13 protein-coding genes and 1 pseudogene are annotated in these 15,280 nt (G+C 41.9%); 1 reads left to right on the top strand and 13 read right to left on the bottom strand.

What is annotated here, in order from left to right:
• Window positions 1–150: 150 nt before the first annotated feature.
• From BO18_RS12470 to BO18_RS12450, 5 genes are all read right to left on the bottom strand, one after another.
• Entirely contained in the window at window positions 151–432 is a 282-nt protein-coding gene (locus tag BO18_RS12470) for a hypothetical protein (protein ID WP_034446554.1), read from the bottom strand.
• 257 nt (window positions 433–689) lie between these two features.
• The gene (locus BO18_RS12465; protein ID WP_034446553.1) at window positions 690–1,442 is read right to left on the bottom strand and encodes an SIMPL domain-containing protein; all 753 of its coding nucleotides are present in this window, start codon (window positions 1,440–1,442) and stop codon (window positions 690–692) included.
• A gap of 90 nt (window positions 1,443–1,532) precedes the next feature.
• The gene (locus BO18_RS12460; protein WP_034446552.1) at window positions 1,533–2,792 is read right to left on the bottom strand and encodes a type II toxin-antitoxin system HipA family toxin; all 1,260 of its coding nucleotides are present in this window, start codon (window positions 2,790–2,792) and stop codon (window positions 1,533–1,535) included.
• Window positions 2,785–3,099 carry a helix-turn-helix domain-containing protein gene (locus tag BO18_RS12455; protein WP_034446551.1) on the bottom strand — a complete coding sequence of 105 codons (315 nt, stop codon included), beginning with the start codon at window positions 3,097–3,099 and terminating at the stop codon, window positions 2,785–2,787. The genes BO18_RS12460 and BO18_RS12455 overlap by 8 nt, the downstream gene beginning before the upstream one ends.
• A 756-nt stretch (window positions 3,100–3,855) precedes the next feature.
• Window positions 3,856–4,134: a hypothetical protein gene (locus tag BO18_RS12450; RefSeq protein ID WP_034446549.1), complete on the bottom strand. Its 279-nt coding sequence runs from the start codon at window positions 4,132–4,134 to the stop codon at window positions 3,856–3,858.
• Between the two features lie 91 nt (window positions 4,135–4,225).
• Between BO18_RS12450 and BO18_RS36500 the strand changes: the two are divergent.
• Window positions 4,226–4,405: pseudogene (locus BO18_RS36500) on the top strand (DUF2179 domain-containing protein); the annotation flags it as partial.
• An 8-nt stretch (window positions 4,406–4,413) separates the two neighbouring features.
• On the opposite strand, the gene BO18_RS12445 reads toward BO18_RS36500, so the two are convergent.
• The 8 genes from BO18_RS12445 to BO18_RS12410 form a co-directional block, all read right to left on the bottom strand.
• Window positions 4,414–5,298 (bottom strand): DHHW family protein, encoded by an 885-nt coding sequence (locus BO18_RS12445; protein ID WP_185752419.1) that lies wholly within the window; start codon window positions 5,296–5,298, stop codon window positions 4,414–4,416.
• A gap of 290 nt (window positions 5,299–5,588) precedes the next feature.
• A complete protein-coding gene (locus BO18_RS12440; RefSeq protein WP_034446547.1) occupies window positions 5,589–6,974 on the bottom strand; it encodes an MBOAT family O-acyltransferase in 1,386 nt (461 codons plus the stop codon).
• 5 nt (window positions 6,975–6,979) lie between these two features.
• The gene (locus BO18_RS12435) at window positions 6,980–7,477 is read right to left on the bottom strand and encodes a DUF4358 domain-containing protein (protein ID WP_034446546.1); all 498 of its coding nucleotides are present in this window, start codon (window positions 7,475–7,477) and stop codon (window positions 6,980–6,982) included.
• Window positions 7,478–7,503: 26 nt separating this feature from the next.
• On the bottom strand, window positions 7,504–8,568 hold the full coding sequence (locus BO18_RS34335) for a hypothetical protein (RefSeq protein WP_185752418.1): 1,065 nt from the start codon (window positions 8,566–8,568) through the stop codon (window positions 7,504–7,506).
• A gap of 4 nt (window positions 8,569–8,572) precedes the next feature.
• Window positions 8,573–10,474, bottom strand: coding sequence for a hypothetical protein (locus BO18_RS12425; RefSeq protein WP_051688697.1), 1,902 nt, complete (start codon window positions 10,472–10,474; stop codon window positions 8,573–8,575).
• On the bottom strand, window positions 10,425–12,320 hold the full coding sequence (locus BO18_RS12420) for a glycosyltransferase family 2 protein (protein ID WP_034446545.1): 1,896 nt from the start codon (window positions 12,318–12,320) through the stop codon (window positions 10,425–10,427). The genes BO18_RS12425 and BO18_RS12420 overlap by 50 nt, the downstream gene beginning before the upstream one ends.
• The gene (locus tag BO18_RS12415) at window positions 12,320–13,879 is read right to left on the bottom strand and encodes a GDSL-type esterase/lipase family protein (RefSeq protein WP_034446544.1); all 1,560 of its coding nucleotides are present in this window, start codon (window positions 13,877–13,879) and stop codon (window positions 12,320–12,322) included. Before BO18_RS12415 ends, BO18_RS12420 begins: the two co-directional genes overlap by 1 nt.
• A 597-nt stretch (window positions 13,880–14,476) precedes the next feature.
• Window positions 14,477–15,271: an RnfABCDGE type electron transport complex subunit B gene (locus BO18_RS12410; protein WP_034446543.1), complete on the bottom strand. Its 795-nt coding sequence runs from the start codon at window positions 15,269–15,271 to the stop codon at window positions 14,477–14,479.
• Window positions 15,272–15,280: the final 9 nt, after the last annotated feature.

The raw sequence follows: 15,280 nt of genomic DNA, 5'->3' as shown, positions 1-15,280 counted from the left end.
ATACAAAACATCATATCCAAACTTTTTTTTGTAATTTGTTAACTTTTTATGATTATTCTATGAAATTTCTCGGCCCACAAAGGGATAAAAAGCCCATAAAAAAGCGGACCCTTACGGATCCGCCTTTACTATCTATACTCATATGATGTATTACTCTTTGTTTCTATTTAAGTCGATTACTTCTATTGATGCGCCGACTGCTGCAAGCATTGCCAGGAGTATCCAGAGTGGCTTGTGAGCTGGTGGTGTTTCTGGTTCTGCTGCTTTGACTGCTTCGCCTTCTTCGATGTTTGTGGTTGTTATTGTCTGGGCATCATATTTATTCAGCTCACTTGCTGATACTGTTAATGGTGCTGCAAAGGCAAGGGCTATAACAGCTGCAAGTACAGCCACCCTTCTGGCAATTTCATTTATAAATCTTGTCCTCTTCATGTTGCCTGCCCCCTTTTTATCTCAAAATGTATATTCCTCTCATCTTCTATATACATATTTTATCGGCTCTACAATCATATAATACATCATAAAAGCCCCGAAAAGTGCGTATTTACGCACTATTCAGAGCATATTTAGGATTGGTTTATGAAGGGTCATAGGGGGTTAATAATTATAAACAATTTAGTATAAAAAAAGCCATGTCCTTTATAATTTGGACATGACTTTTATACTTTGGTTATACAATATATTGTGTTTTACTTAAGATCATACTCAAGTCTTACGGTTATTGAAGCAGTTTTATGTCTTGATGATGTATCAAATGCTCCATCATAGGAGTAGCTTCCGGTACCGGAATTCTTGGCGGTGATTTGGAACACTCCAAGGCTTGAGTTACGGAGCTTTCCGATCCTGGCGTCGGAGTTCTTTGCCATAATGTCGATTCTCTCTTTTGCATTCTGTGTTGCACTCTCGATGAGGCCAAGCTTGAGCTCATCAAGACCTGTGTAGTAGTACTCAGGTGCATCAGAGGTGAATTCCACGCCGGTTTCCAGGAGCGTAGAGATGTCTCGAGATATCTTTTCCACCTTATCGATATCGCTGGAGGTTACAACAACGCTCTGCTGAAGGCTATAACCGTCCTGCTCTCTTCCGATGTAATTGCCGTTGTCATCATAGATATCACGGTAGGTTTTGTAAATATCAACGGAGTTGAAGACGATCTCATCCTCTGTAACACCGTTATCCATCAGGTATTTCTTGACCTGAGCGGAATCGTTCTTGATCTTGTCATAGGCTGACTTGGATGTATAATCCTGGGCGGAGAAAGAACCTCTCCAGATGATCACGTCTGATTCAAAATCTACATTAGCTCCACCTGTGGCTGCTATTGTGTGTACACTCTCAGATCTGAAATGTGAAAGTCCAAAAGCCAGAGCCACGCAGCTGGCTGCCACACAAAGGCCAATGATCAGGGCACTGAGCCAACTCTTTTCACTCTTTGTTTCCATAACACGTCCTCCTCTGTATATGCGTTTATGTATATAAGTATAGCACAAGAATGGGGGATTATATCTGTTTCCCCCAAGCGATAGTTGCGCTTAGCCATACATCTTATAGGTCTCTTCTGCCAGACTAAAGGCCGATGACATATATTTTTGCTCGCTCTCTTTTATGCCATTTTTTGAAGCAGTTTCTTTCCATGTATTAGATATTATTTCTGAGAATTCCCTTATAAGTCTGCCTGCTTCATCTTTGCTATAATGGTAAAACTCGCAGGTTTCCAATGCTTTATCAAATGATCTAAAACCACTGTCTATATCAATGTTCATATTCAAGAACTGCGCATTGGCTACCGGATTGATATCGAAGACGGGAGACAGCTCCCATGAATCACCATAAAGTAAGAATCCGTGATTTCTTAAATGATCATCCTGATTAGATATAGCAATATCGAACAGCATATGTTTGTATAGATCATGCAAATTCTTTTCCGTGTTGTGCGTCAGCCTCTCCACTACTTCAGCCAAATCTAAATAACCAAGCCCGTCAGTATTACCATCTCTGGCTCCAAGCATGGTCATAGCAGATGCATAATGAATACGTTTTGTATTACCATCAAGATATGATCGGTCAAATCTTTTTGATAAAAATGTGCTTCCGTTTTCACTTAGCTTCATAAGTCTGTATTCAGGGACATTAAGGCCACATTTTAAAGCCAGATCATTTGCTGTTTTTTCCCATGCTCCTACATCATATGTATCATTTTGAGATGGGAATTTAGCTATCCATAGTGATCCATCCGTATCTGCTACATTTGCCTTTGGCCGAGCTCCTCCAAGAGATGAACCAGTGGCAACAAGCTGCTCTACCCATCGATTGTCAGAATCCTTTTCATAACCGAGGGATATCTGTTCAAGCTCTCTTATTGCTGTGATGGGCGGTACTGGAAGGATATCATTTTCTAAGAATTCCCCATCAGGTTCAATTTTAAATCGAAATCCACCAAGTCGGTAGTTATCCTGAACACCAAGTAGATAGTCTGTTTCAAAGAATTTCCTCGGTGCTCGTTTTTCTTTGATAGCATATAATGCTTCTCGTCTATCTATTAACTTCCGTCCCCATCTATCAGGACATGAATCCTCAAAAGCACCAAAGAGTTGTTTGTCCATCGAATATGAGCGATATGTTACCTGCGGAATGGTAGGATCTAGTATCAAGGATGAATGCTCCTGTAACCATTCGCGGCTATATTCAAAAGAAACAACCTCATTTCCGCTGACAACTTCGGAATGGATTGTACCTATATAATCATCATTCAGCCATCCGGCATAAATAAAAATTTCTTTCTTTTTACTCATGTTTCTTTACCCTTCGAGGAGTTTTAAGATCAAGGTCTTGTATGGTTCTGCCAAGCTCATCATCTTTGGCAAGAAGTAGAATATCATCCTGAAGCCCCAGCGCATTAAGGACAGCCAGGTACATCCCCATTGAAACAGATGGAGATCCCTTTTCAATTTGCACTACTGTTGTACGACCAACACGCGCTTTTTCAGCAACATCTTCTGCTGTAAGATGCCTACGCAAACGAGCAAGCTTGATCTGTTCACCAACTATCTGAAGTTTCTTTGCCGTTTGTGGAAATAATAGTGCTTTTCTTTTACCCATCGTCCATTTTTCTCCTAATGTTTTTATTTACATACATTATACATTACAGTATTCATAAATACAAACTTTATAGAGTCCAAAGCATGACTTTTCTCCCGTATATGGATCATTTTATGTATTATTCACCAAAATCATCCACCTTAAAGTACGCGAATACATGGCTTTTGCCCCAAAATATATCTCACTCATCCGCCAGCTGCTCATGAGTCAATCGCCATCGGTGAAGATGAACAAGCATCCTGATTTGCAGGGGTCAAGGATGGCAAGAACGACCAATAAATTATGCTCTGGGGACATGTTTATCTCGAAACTGACGCAGCAAAAGCTATTGATCACACAGAAAAAGAGCGGGTCCTGGGGGATCCGCTCTTTTCCTTGGTATATGTGTGTGTGTTTGAGAGAGAGATTATCTACTTTTTATTACTTATTACTGTGTGATGTTATCGTTGTTGTCAGCGTTCTTCTTGGCTTCTTTTCTTCTTTCGTACTCCTCTTTAGAAATTCCAAGCGCTCCGAGGATAAGGAGGATCCACCATGGGAATCCCATCTTCTTCTGCTCTTCTACAGGAGCTGCTGCCTTTGCTGTATCTTCATCATCGATGTTTGCGAATGCTGCTTTTGCTGTATCTTCGTCGTCGATGTTAGCGAATGCTGCCTTTGCTGTATCTTCGTCGTCGATGTTTGCGAATGCTGCTCTTGCTGTCTCTTCGTCACCGATGTTAGCGATGATAGGATTTACGCCGCCATTTCCGCCTGTTAAGCTGCCGTTGCCAGCTGCACCATTTGCTCCGTTTGCTCCGTTGCCAGCTGCACCATTTGCTCCGTTTGCTCCGTTGCCAGCACCGTTAGCTGCTGCACCGTTTGCACCGTTTGCAGATGCGCAAAATCAACGTTGGCTCCGCCTGTGGCTGCTATTGTGTGTACGCTCTCAGATCTGAAATGTGAAAGGCCAAAAGCCAGAGCTACACAGCTGGCTGTCACACAAAGGCCAATGATCAGGGCACTGAGCCAACTCTTTTCCCTCTTTGTTTCCATAACACGTCCTCCTGTGTAAATACATTTATATATAAAAGTATATCACAATTAAAGTGTCGCCACAGAAAAAGGCTGCGGACATGGTGCAACCCTCATAGACGGTGAAGGCTCTTTTGCCCATAAAAACAAAAAGATTGTCTACTCCATAGTAAGCGCTGCCGATACACGAAAAATAATCCCTAAAATCCGGGAAATCGACCCAAATGCCTTCATCAATACCGTAAGGACTGAGGAAGTAATTGGTAATTTCTACATGAGACCCAGGGATTAAAATTCTTACTATCTTGGCTTGTTTATATATACAAGTCTGTTGTCTGTTTCAAGTGTTGCGTATGAATAGAGTATTACGATATTGTCGTAATGCTCTTTTTCTACGAGATTGCTCAGGCCGTACGCATAATTTCTGTAATCGACAACTCCTATCTGTTCAAAATCATCTTCCATTAAGGGTACAAGGCAATTAGCAAAGCTGTCTTTTACTATCAGGATACGGCCGGATCCTTTGCCGGGAACTATCGTATAACCATTGTTTCCGTCCAGAAAAGCCGCATATTTGTCATAACTTGTGAGCTTCTCAGTATTGATCATGGGTATCTGCCGCTCTGTTTCAAACTGTGCATCCCCCACTACTTTCATGATGTTAATATTTGTATCTGTAGGAAAATACGTAATTATATCCGGGATAGCCTTGAAATATCTCGACTTGGCGTAATGAGTGCCAAGGAAATCTCCTGCTTCTACCGCATTTCCCAGATTATAGTCTGCCACTTCCCTGCCAAGGCACTTAGCCAGTTCAGTATAAGCGTAATATGCTCCCAAGGTCGTCCAGTGATGATCGTTTCGGAAATATATATACTCGCTGTTGTGTTCTGTCAAAACCGGAAATACATCTACGACGTTACATACTGAAGAAAGACTGCTATTTATCTCCGATAGTTTTTCATATTCATTTTCCTGGGGAGCAGCTTTCGGAAGCATCTCGGGATTTATTGATCCGGCTGATGGAACTATCATGACATATATGGGAATATCGCTCTCCGAAGCAAATTTCTCGATTTCACCAACGTTCTTATCAATCTGACTATCATCTCCATAGCCTTTGAAATGCTTTGCAAAGAGCCGTGACTGGCCTCCAATGAGAATGTCGTTCTCCTCCGTCTTCATCAGGATCATCTCATCTATAAAGCAACAGGCGTCTATCCAGAATTGGCGCAGTGCAACATTATCATTTATATGCGTAGAAAGACCTTTGCCATATTTTCCATTGATCAATTCTTCTGCAGTCATACTCGGTGCGGAGGCTGCTTTCCGGTTCTCCCTCTCCAGCAGTTGCGCCCTGGGGTGCATAAGTGTTGCGATGCCAATTGTGACAATAAATGCTAACGCACCAATGATCAATATCAGGTTATTAAGTTTATTTGACCTAGTAGGGGATCCATCCATAATAGTTTATCCTAAAATGTAGCATAGAGAGCTGCGTTATTGGTGCTTCCAACTACGTACGCAAAACAAACAAAAAGGAGCAGTAATGTGATCGCATTCTCAACCCACACGCGGCGGAACACGCTCTTTTGCAGGAATCTGTATATACCTCCTGATACAAGTACTGAAAGGATAATGACAACGCCATAATTCCTGATATAGTACCCGGCTGATATTCCTCCTGAAAATGAAAACAGCTTCGCAAACAAATCCACTACAGATATCTTTCCAAATGAAGCAAAGATTCCCCATCCAACAACGGCTGCGAAGATAGTGAATATCCTTCTGATATGCTCGTTCTTTATTACTCTGTCAATCAGGAGCTTTTCTAAAACAAGTATGCCAAAACAATACACTCCCCATATAAGAAAATTGACAGTTGATCCATGCCATATTCCTGTCAGAATCCACACAACAAGCATGTTAAAAATCTGCTTTGAAAGCCCTTCTCTGTTGCCTCCAAGTGGGATGTATACATAGTCTCTAAACCACTCCGTCAAAGTGATATGCCATCTTCTCCAAAACTGGGCAAAGCTGGTAGCGCAATACGGATAGTCAAAGTTGTCTTTACATTCAAATCCCATTATCTTTGACAGGCCGTTACTCATATCCGAATAGCCGGAAAAATCAAGGTACAGCTGAAGCGAATATGATATGACCGCAAGCCAGGCCACACCCGAAGATGCCTGTGAAAGTGACAGTCCGTCCGCTGCTGAAATTTCCTGCCACATAAGTCCAAGTGAATCAGCGAGAATGACCTTTTTACCCAGGCCATAAACAAACTGTCTTATTCCCCGCGAACATCTTTCAAGGTCAAACCTGGAGCTCTTTTGCTTAAGAGCATCTTTTATATCGACATATCTGATGATCGGGCCAACTATTATCTGCTGATACATCGTGACATAGGTTGCATAATCAATGATATTTTTCTCAGGCTCACATCTGTCATAATAAACATCGCATAGATAGCTTATTGATTTGAAAGAATAGTAACTAAATCCAAGGGGAATGATAGCTGCAAGATCAAAATATCCCATTCCGATCGTTTCAAATATCTGAGAAATATGTATTCCATATTTGAATATCAAAAGGTGAACAACATTTACGACGATTCCGACTATCAGAATGAATTTCTTCCCGGAGCGCTTAATGCCCTGTGAGCCCATCCAAAGGGCCAGCGCATAATCCAATACTATAAGGGACAATAATAATGGCACATATTTAAGCGCACCATAAGAATAAAACGCTATGCTCTCCAAAAGAAGAACTCCGTTTTTCATCTTGTCAGGTGCAATATAGTAGAGTAATAACGCCACTGGGAAAAAGAACAATAAAAACGCTGTACTGTTAAAGAGCATAGATATTATTCTCCAAACGCTTCACTTATCGCCTTTACCACAACATCATTATCAACATTAAGTCCTGCTATTGCCAGAACAACATAATCACCATATACAAGAACCCTGGCCTGTTTGGTCTTCTCGATTTTATCTGCAAACTCCACATAAAGATCATTGGCTGCCAGTCCTGTCAGATAGTCTGTCAGCTGCTGCTTAAGTTCTCTTGTCTTGCCGTCTTTTGCTTTTGCGACAAATATCAGGGAGCAGTCACTTTGTGAGTTTGTAACAACACCCTTGTACTGGTCTATGATTGCAGGGTCAAGCCCCATTTCATTTTCAACCGCAAAATCATCGATCACTCTCTCATCAGCGACAGGATTAACTGATTTGATCTTATTAACGACATCGTCCAGCGATACATTAACCGCACTATCCTCGGGTGCTTCATTTGATGAGCCGCAGGCTGTAATAGCACATAGGCAGATCAGCATTGCCATTATTGTGGTAATTATTCTTCTCATAGTATTATTTCTCCTGCTAAAAAATGTTATTCAAGTTTCCAAAGACTTATCCCGACATTGCCATTTGCAGTATTTTTCAGGATACTGCTCCACCTGTCGATTGTCTGTTCATCTCCGTAAAATACGGTGTGTTTTCCGTCATCGGACTGAAATGAGTAGGTAAGAGCTCCACTTCCATCGCGTGTAACCTCTGCGCCTTTCTCTTTTGCCAGTGCTGCTGCATCAGCGGCTGTAAGAGAACGTACGGCTTTATCATTTGGCCCCCATTCGAACCCGCCATTTGCAAGAGCGTAGCCCGCATCAATACTTTTGAACTTGTCATATGTCTTTTTCAAAAACTCTTCGTCTGCCTTGGGACCGGGGCCACTATGATTTCCATACAGGTTGTAGCACATTACAACGTACTGCGGTCCCTTGATGAAATTCAGGTCACTTACAGGTGTTGCAACCATTAGTACTACTCTGAGCTTCAAGCCAGCTGCCGAGGCCCGCGAATAGAGCTTTTCCACAAAATCAAGATACTCAGCCCAAAATCCATCACATTTATGAACATTCTCGTAATCAAGCTCTATCCCATTGACTCCAAAAGTCTGAGCTTTCTTTATCATGTCGTCGATGACTCTGTCCGATAATTCCGGATCTGATAGCACAGCCTTAAGAAAATCAGTAGACTTCTGCGTCGAAGTGCCGTCAGCATGCATGACATCATTGATAAATGACAAATAGGTTTCCTGACCGGATGATACGTTCTTATTGCTGAACTTTAATGCCAGCTCATACAGCTTATCAGGGATATATAGTGAATAATCTTCAGAATATATGCATCCAAACAGTACCAGGTCAGAATATTTTGAGTATTTATCAGCGCTGTCTGCAGGAGACGGATCCCAGTAAACACACCAGGCTGCGTTACGGCTTACATCCTGCGTTTTAACAGCCTCACCGCTATCCACTGCTTCGTTTTTTGTTTCCTGCACGTCTAAAACCGGTACCTCCTCTTTGGGAGTTTCGCTCTCTACACTCTGGTTGCTGTCACAGCCTACAAGCAGCACCCACAGCATAGCCATCATCAAAATTATTGTTTTTTTCATTTCTTTACAGATTCTCCACAAACCAGTCGATTACCCTGTTCCACCAGGTAACAACAACATAAAATACATTTTCTTTTCCATGAAGCCTGTTATCATACAAAACAGTCTCAAAGTCTTTCTGTGCCAGACTTGTGATCACAAGATCCTCGAAACGTGCTTCATAGACATCATCCGCAATATTTCTTTGCCTGTATCCCATCTCAGGAAGGACTGCTGCCTCAAGTTTGACACTTCCCCCTGACGCTGCGTTTACGCTGCAGTTAACCAGAGCATCATATCCGTTTACCGATACATCAAGTTTATCATCTTTAAGGTTTATAATAACCTTCCATTCAGCAGGGATATGTGCCTCAATTGTAGGAATATATGGCTGAGCTCCCTCTTCAACGCTCTGGGCCTCCTGGTCGGATATTTCCTTGCCCTCCATGCTGTAGGCCATACTCTCTTCCCAGTTTCTTGCGCTATCGGAGCGCATCTTGTATTCCCCGGCAAGTGAATTTCTTTTATCCTCATCTACGGAGTCGTACTTGACTCCCATGATCTTATCAAGATCTACTTTGGCGATCTCTGTTCCGTTATCGCTTACAATCATGTCCCTGAGCCGGAATGTTATCTTTATCCCGCTGCCTGAATCCTCATTACTCCTGAGTATTATGGACTGATCTCCGCAATAGTTACCGGTGAGAGTCGTTTCAAGCTTGATGTCTTTGTAAGCAGAGCTGTCCTTTAAGGAAAGAAGGCCCTTGGAATCCGGAAGTGACACCAGGAATATCTCATTTCCCTCAAATTCTGACACGCCAACCTGTGTATCCCAATGGTCTCCTCTAGTCCTGTCACCTTTTACGAACTTGATATTGCTTTTGTTTGCCTCATCCAGATCATCCCATATTCTCATGAGAAGATGATTTACAGACCAGTATGGCTGGGACTGAAGTCTTGTGAGATCAAACATATCTTCATCAATTGTGTTTACAGCGTAGCCCTCTCTGTTTATGTTTAGGGAAAAGAGCTTTTCCATGTTTTCCTTATTCACTTCGCTGACACGCACGTTATTGCCAAACATATCCGTGTTGGAATGCATTATGGCATATAATCCGGGAACATATCCAAGGTCTTTCAAATACGCGTCCTGCATCAGTTCATAGTCATAACTGATCCTCTCCCGCATCTGCGAATAAGACTCAACAGGCATATAATTCTCATCGCGATAATAGTCCATCAGGTAATGGTTGTATTCTCTTCCCAGATACTGCTTTATCGCATTGAATTCGAGGGAATCCATCTCGCCAAGAAATCTGCCATAGCGGTCAAATACATTGATGTAAGACAAACGGTATCCATTGGAACCATTTTCCCAGAATGTACTTTTTTCGAGCTTTACAAGGTCTTTTCCGCTAAGCTTCTTGGAGTCCTTGCCTTCCAGATTATTTCCGTAGCTGAGCATCGTGGCAATGAAATTATTACGTTCAAGGGCCGGCTGTGAGAACATAGCTGTATCAATTCTTCCGTCCTCAAAGACCAGGAAAAGAGCTTTATCAGGAAGTGACGCTCCCTTTTCGTAATAATCAATTATATCCTGCTGGGTAATAGTTACATATCCTAATTCCTTCAGTACCGCAAGCTGCTGTTCCAGGTCATCGTCAGCAACCAGAGTGTCGGTTCCCGTGCGGTCAACCCCAACATAGGAGATACAGATAAACCCATTGTCACTACCTGGCACTATGTTTGCATCATTTTTATCATAAGAAATATACCTGTCAGGAGTCACAAACAGACGAATCAGCATGAAAAGAACTACTCCGATAACGACCAGCTCGAATACAGACCGGATAAAAACAATGACGTCCGTCTTGGTCTCAAATATTTTCCTTTTCTTTTTCTTCTTCTGTTCCTTTTCCGCTTCCATGTTTCTTCTTTCTTGATTTCTTCTTTTTCTCCATGTATTCAACGTCATTTGTTGTCATTCTGGTTCCCCATGTGGACTTCCAGAATGTCAGTATTGCTATAGGCATCTGCCATAAGAGAACTATTTCATAATACATACAGAATAAAAAGCCATATATCCAGGTTGAGCTCTTTCGCAGAAACAGCTGCGCAGTGCTCATCATCATAGCCATCATGACCATGCCGACAATGAAGGTTGTCGGAAATACATAACGGGTTAATGGAACGTAAAACAGATTATAAATAACAATTACCGGCGCAAGGATCGGTACAAAAAGTCCTATATAAAAGAATACTGCCGCAAAAGGTTCTTTTTTCCAGATGAAGGTTCCGGCGGTAAAGGACTCTCTGAGCCACGACCTCTTCCATCTCATCTGCTGCTTTAAGAATACCTTATGATTATTCGGAACTATAGTCGAACAGATAGCTGTATCCTGATAATAAGTCCTGTAATTTCGCAGCATAATGTTAGTCAGTGACCTGTCATCACCAAAAGTAGCCTTTTGACCAAGAAACGTCTGATTGAGCCACTTATCCAGATTCTCCATGACCAGTTCTTTTTTATAGCAGGAAAGCGGGCCTGATAAGCATGTTACGCAGTGGAAAAAGCTCTCTGCCGCCTTCATAATTCTGAATGCTATGTAGTATCTTACCGACTGAAGCCTTGTCAGTGAATTGGTATAGGTATTTGCCACATCGGTTCGGCCCGTAACGCCTGCCATCTTGGGATCCTTAAAAGGCTGAACCAGATTTCTTACGGCATATGGTTCAAGGAAACTGTCAGAGTCTACAAATATGACATATTCATGCTGGGCCTTTCTAAGGCCTGCGGCCAGAGCCTCTCTCTTTCCGGCGTTCTTAGGCTGCACCATATATGTAACTCTTTCTTTGATCTTAAACTCCTCTTCCTCGGACTCTTCCAGCTGTTCTATCAGCTCCTTGATCTTTTCTACAGACTTATCCGATGACTGGTCATCAACAACAATAACCTCCAGTTTATCAGTGGGATAATTCTGATTCACACAGCTTAGAATGGTTCTCTGGATCCACTCTTCTTCATTAAAACAGGGTATTATGACAGTTACCCCCGGAGTGAAGTCCGGATCAATCTTAACCGGCCTGTATAATGCGCCGAACAGATAGCGGCTCAGTAGGAAAACTGCGGCAATAATACTATATAAGTACAATACGCTGTTATACTTCAGATAAATAATGCTCTCTGAGCGCATAAGCAGGATGAAAAGGCTGATGAAGAATAAAAGCGCGGAGGACATGGTCAGAATATACCTGTCCTTTTTCTTTTTCGCATACTCGGCAAGGTCTTCAGTGTATATAAGACCAACCTGGTACCGGCCGGGGTGAACCCTCGTTGTTCTCGTCACTCTGGCACCGGTTCTAATATTCATCTCGAAACCCTCAGGCAGGGTTCCGGGTTCAACATGGAACTTTATCCGGATGTCCTGTGCATTTTCCAGGATGTTTTTTTCCATTTCGGTCACTTTTAAACCAATTCCGGTCATGGAGACATCAAAGGACTTGGCTATAAAGCTATATTTTTTTCCATCCTTTTTAATCCTGACATAAACCTCATAAGCGTTGAGGTATCTTATGCCAAGCTGTCTTTTTTCGGTCTGCTCCTTGAAGGATTTTTCGGATTCCTCCATTCCACCTCTTCTGTCTGTAAGCTTTCTCTTGCCTGCAACGGAAGGGACATCCGGAAGGGACCTTCTGTCTTTCTTTACATGGAGCAGGACATCCTCATCAACCTTATTTTTATTCTTTTTTTTGATCTTATCGAGAAATTCCATTATTTGTCGTCTTTTGCCTTGTGGCTTAGAAGGTAGTCAATCCATCTCTGACAACCTTCCTGATTCATATGTATCCCGTCTTCCTGCGCAATAGCTACAGGAAGTGCTTTCTTTGAATCTGACAGTGCTGTGTATAGATCAATGTAGTAACAGTTCTTTTCTTTTGCCATCTTGGCAATCTCAACATTTATCTTTCTTATTCTTCCGTTATTCAGCGTTATTCGTGTATTTGATACCTCATCAGTAACCGGCGGTATTCCTTCAATGTAGATCGGCACATCCGGAAATTGCTCTATGAGCATATCTGTAAGTTTTTCATAATATACCATGAAAGACTTGTTGCTTCCGCTTGCCAGAGCATTGGTACCGAGCAACATATAGATCCTGTCCGGATGTTTGCTGCATACCTCATCCCATATAGCTACCTCTTTATTGTTTGGACCGGCGACCTTTATATTATTGACAAACTGCATCGGTGTAATTGACTTGTAAGCACAAAACTGCGCGTGCTCATCGATAACAGGATAATAGGAAAGAGCAAGTGTAAGCGAATCACCTATAAGCAGTGCCTTACCCAAAAATGCCGGATCCTGAGCTGCAGATTTTTCCACCTCAAAATCAGATGCCTGTTCTTTGTCAGAAAAACGCTTGTCTATAGACGGGTCAGGTTCATTATGAAGTTCATCTAAAGGTACGACTGCAGTCTCTGTAGTATCTAAGGCCTCAAGTAGCAGGTCAGTCGTTTCTACTGCAGAGAGCTTTTGGGGCTGATCTTCTTTTATCGAAGCCTGCTTGTCATCTGCAGGACGCTCATCAACCTCGTAGGCCTCAAACTCAATCTCATCGAGAGTGTCGTTTATTTTGATACAGATTATTGAGCCGCCGGGTACTTTTTCTACAAAGCCAAGCGCTTCTCCAAAATCTTTAAAACTTGATTGATTAATGAACTTTGTGGGCGAAATATAATTGTCTATATCTGCGCAGGCCATAAGGTAAAGCATGTTTCTGTTTATCTGCGTTGCATTTCCCATAACATAGTTCGGATATTCTCCCGTTATCCTCTTTAAAATCGCCTGGGTGCGGGTAACAGTATCAAGGATAGTATCATCATCAAGCGTTTCCCAATGCGTTTCCATATTCATTCCATAGTTTGCCAATATGTTTCCACGCTTTTTGATATCATTCACAGTATCCGGTATTTCAGATGCTGAAACTCCATCGCAGACAAATGTGGCCTTGATATCATATTCATCTAGAAGATCAAGGATCTTCTGCATTTCCGTCGGAGTTGTCAGACCTGCAAAAACCAAAGATACCTTGTGCTGCGATGCCTTGTATCCTTCTATCTTTGTTGCTTTTTCATAAAACTGCGGGTCATTATACTTTGCATTTGTCAGTTCGATTTCTTCATCAGCATCATAGACTATGCTGTCTCTGGAATTTACTGATAAATCCGGATGTTTTGTCCTTATTCTTTTCATGTAATAGATCCATCCGAAGCAGAGACCTATAATAACCAGGACAAGTATTATACCTGCCAGTATCCTTTTCCACTTCACTTCACATGCCCCCTTGCCATTTATTGCAATGGCAGACATTAGTTGCGTTTATCGACAGCAATAGAACTGTCGGGATTTTCTCTAAGATGATATTTAAATGTATCATTTTCATATATCTATTTTACACGTTTTTTCATTAAGTGTTAAAAAGCTGCGATTTTTCGCAACTCTTTAGAATTTTTATTATTGGTTATTATTTGAAATCTCCCGAGTTCAGAAGTTGAATAGATTATAAATCATCCGCAAGCCCTTGTGGCATCTCAAGTTCAGAAGTAAAAGTGGCTCAATCCCAGATGTTTTCTAGGATTAAGCTACTTTTACTTCTGAACTTGAGATTTCTATCTCCCTCTCATATTTTTATACATAAACAGCCATAACTGTGCTTCTTGAAATCATTGTAAGGATATTGTAATCATAAAAATCATCATATTGTGGTTACCATTTGTTTCTTAACTATATATTCACTTGCCCTTAAGAGTTGTTTTATTTTTAGTTTATAACTATACAACTTGACTTTATAATTCTAAACAAATGCAAATAAAAAAAGTCATGCCCTTTATAAATGGGACATGACTTTTAGAATTTAGTTATTATGCGTCATACAGCCTTTATAGCTTTCTTAGGACACTTGCTTACGCAGGTTCCGCAGTGTGTGCACTTCTCCTGGTCGATAACAGCTACATTATTCTCAACTGTGATCGCTCCAGAAGGACAGTTCTTTTCACAGATGTGACAAGCAATACATCCAACTGAGCAGTACTGATTTACATCTTTACCCATATCCTGTGACTTACAGGAAACAACCTGAGTTGCATCATATGGAATAAGGTCAATGAGATGTCTTGGGCAGATATCGATACATTTACCGCAGGCCTTACAAGCCTCCTTATCTACCATTGCCACTCCGTTCACTACGTGGATGGCATCAAACTGGCAAACGGATACGCAGCTTCCGCCACCGAGACAGCCAAAGGAGCAGGTCTTTGATCCGCCGCCCGGAGCCTGGGTCTGGAGTCTACAATCAGGCACTCCGTTGTAATCATATTTGCTCTTTGCCTTTTCGCAATCTCCCTGACAGTGAACATATGCCACCATTCTTGTGGAATCACCGGCTTCAACGCCCATGATCCCTGAGATGATCTCTGCCACCGGTGCTCCTCCTACAGGACACTGGTTGACAGCAGCTTCACCCTTTGCTATGGCTGCAGCGCATCCGGAACATCCGGGGAATCCACAACCACCACAGTTATTACCGGGAAGTGCCTCTAAGATGGCAGCTTCCTTTTCGTCTACATCAACATGGAGCTTAAGGTCTGCAACGCCAAGGATCAGTCCGATGACGATACCGGCGCCTGCAACCACACATGTTGCAATAATAATTCCAGTTACCATAAGATTAAT

The organism is Butyrivibrio sp. AE2032 (genome assembly GCF_000702965.1).
Note: the sequence above shows the minus strand (reverse complement) of the source record. Positions and strands in the feature narration are given on the sequence as shown.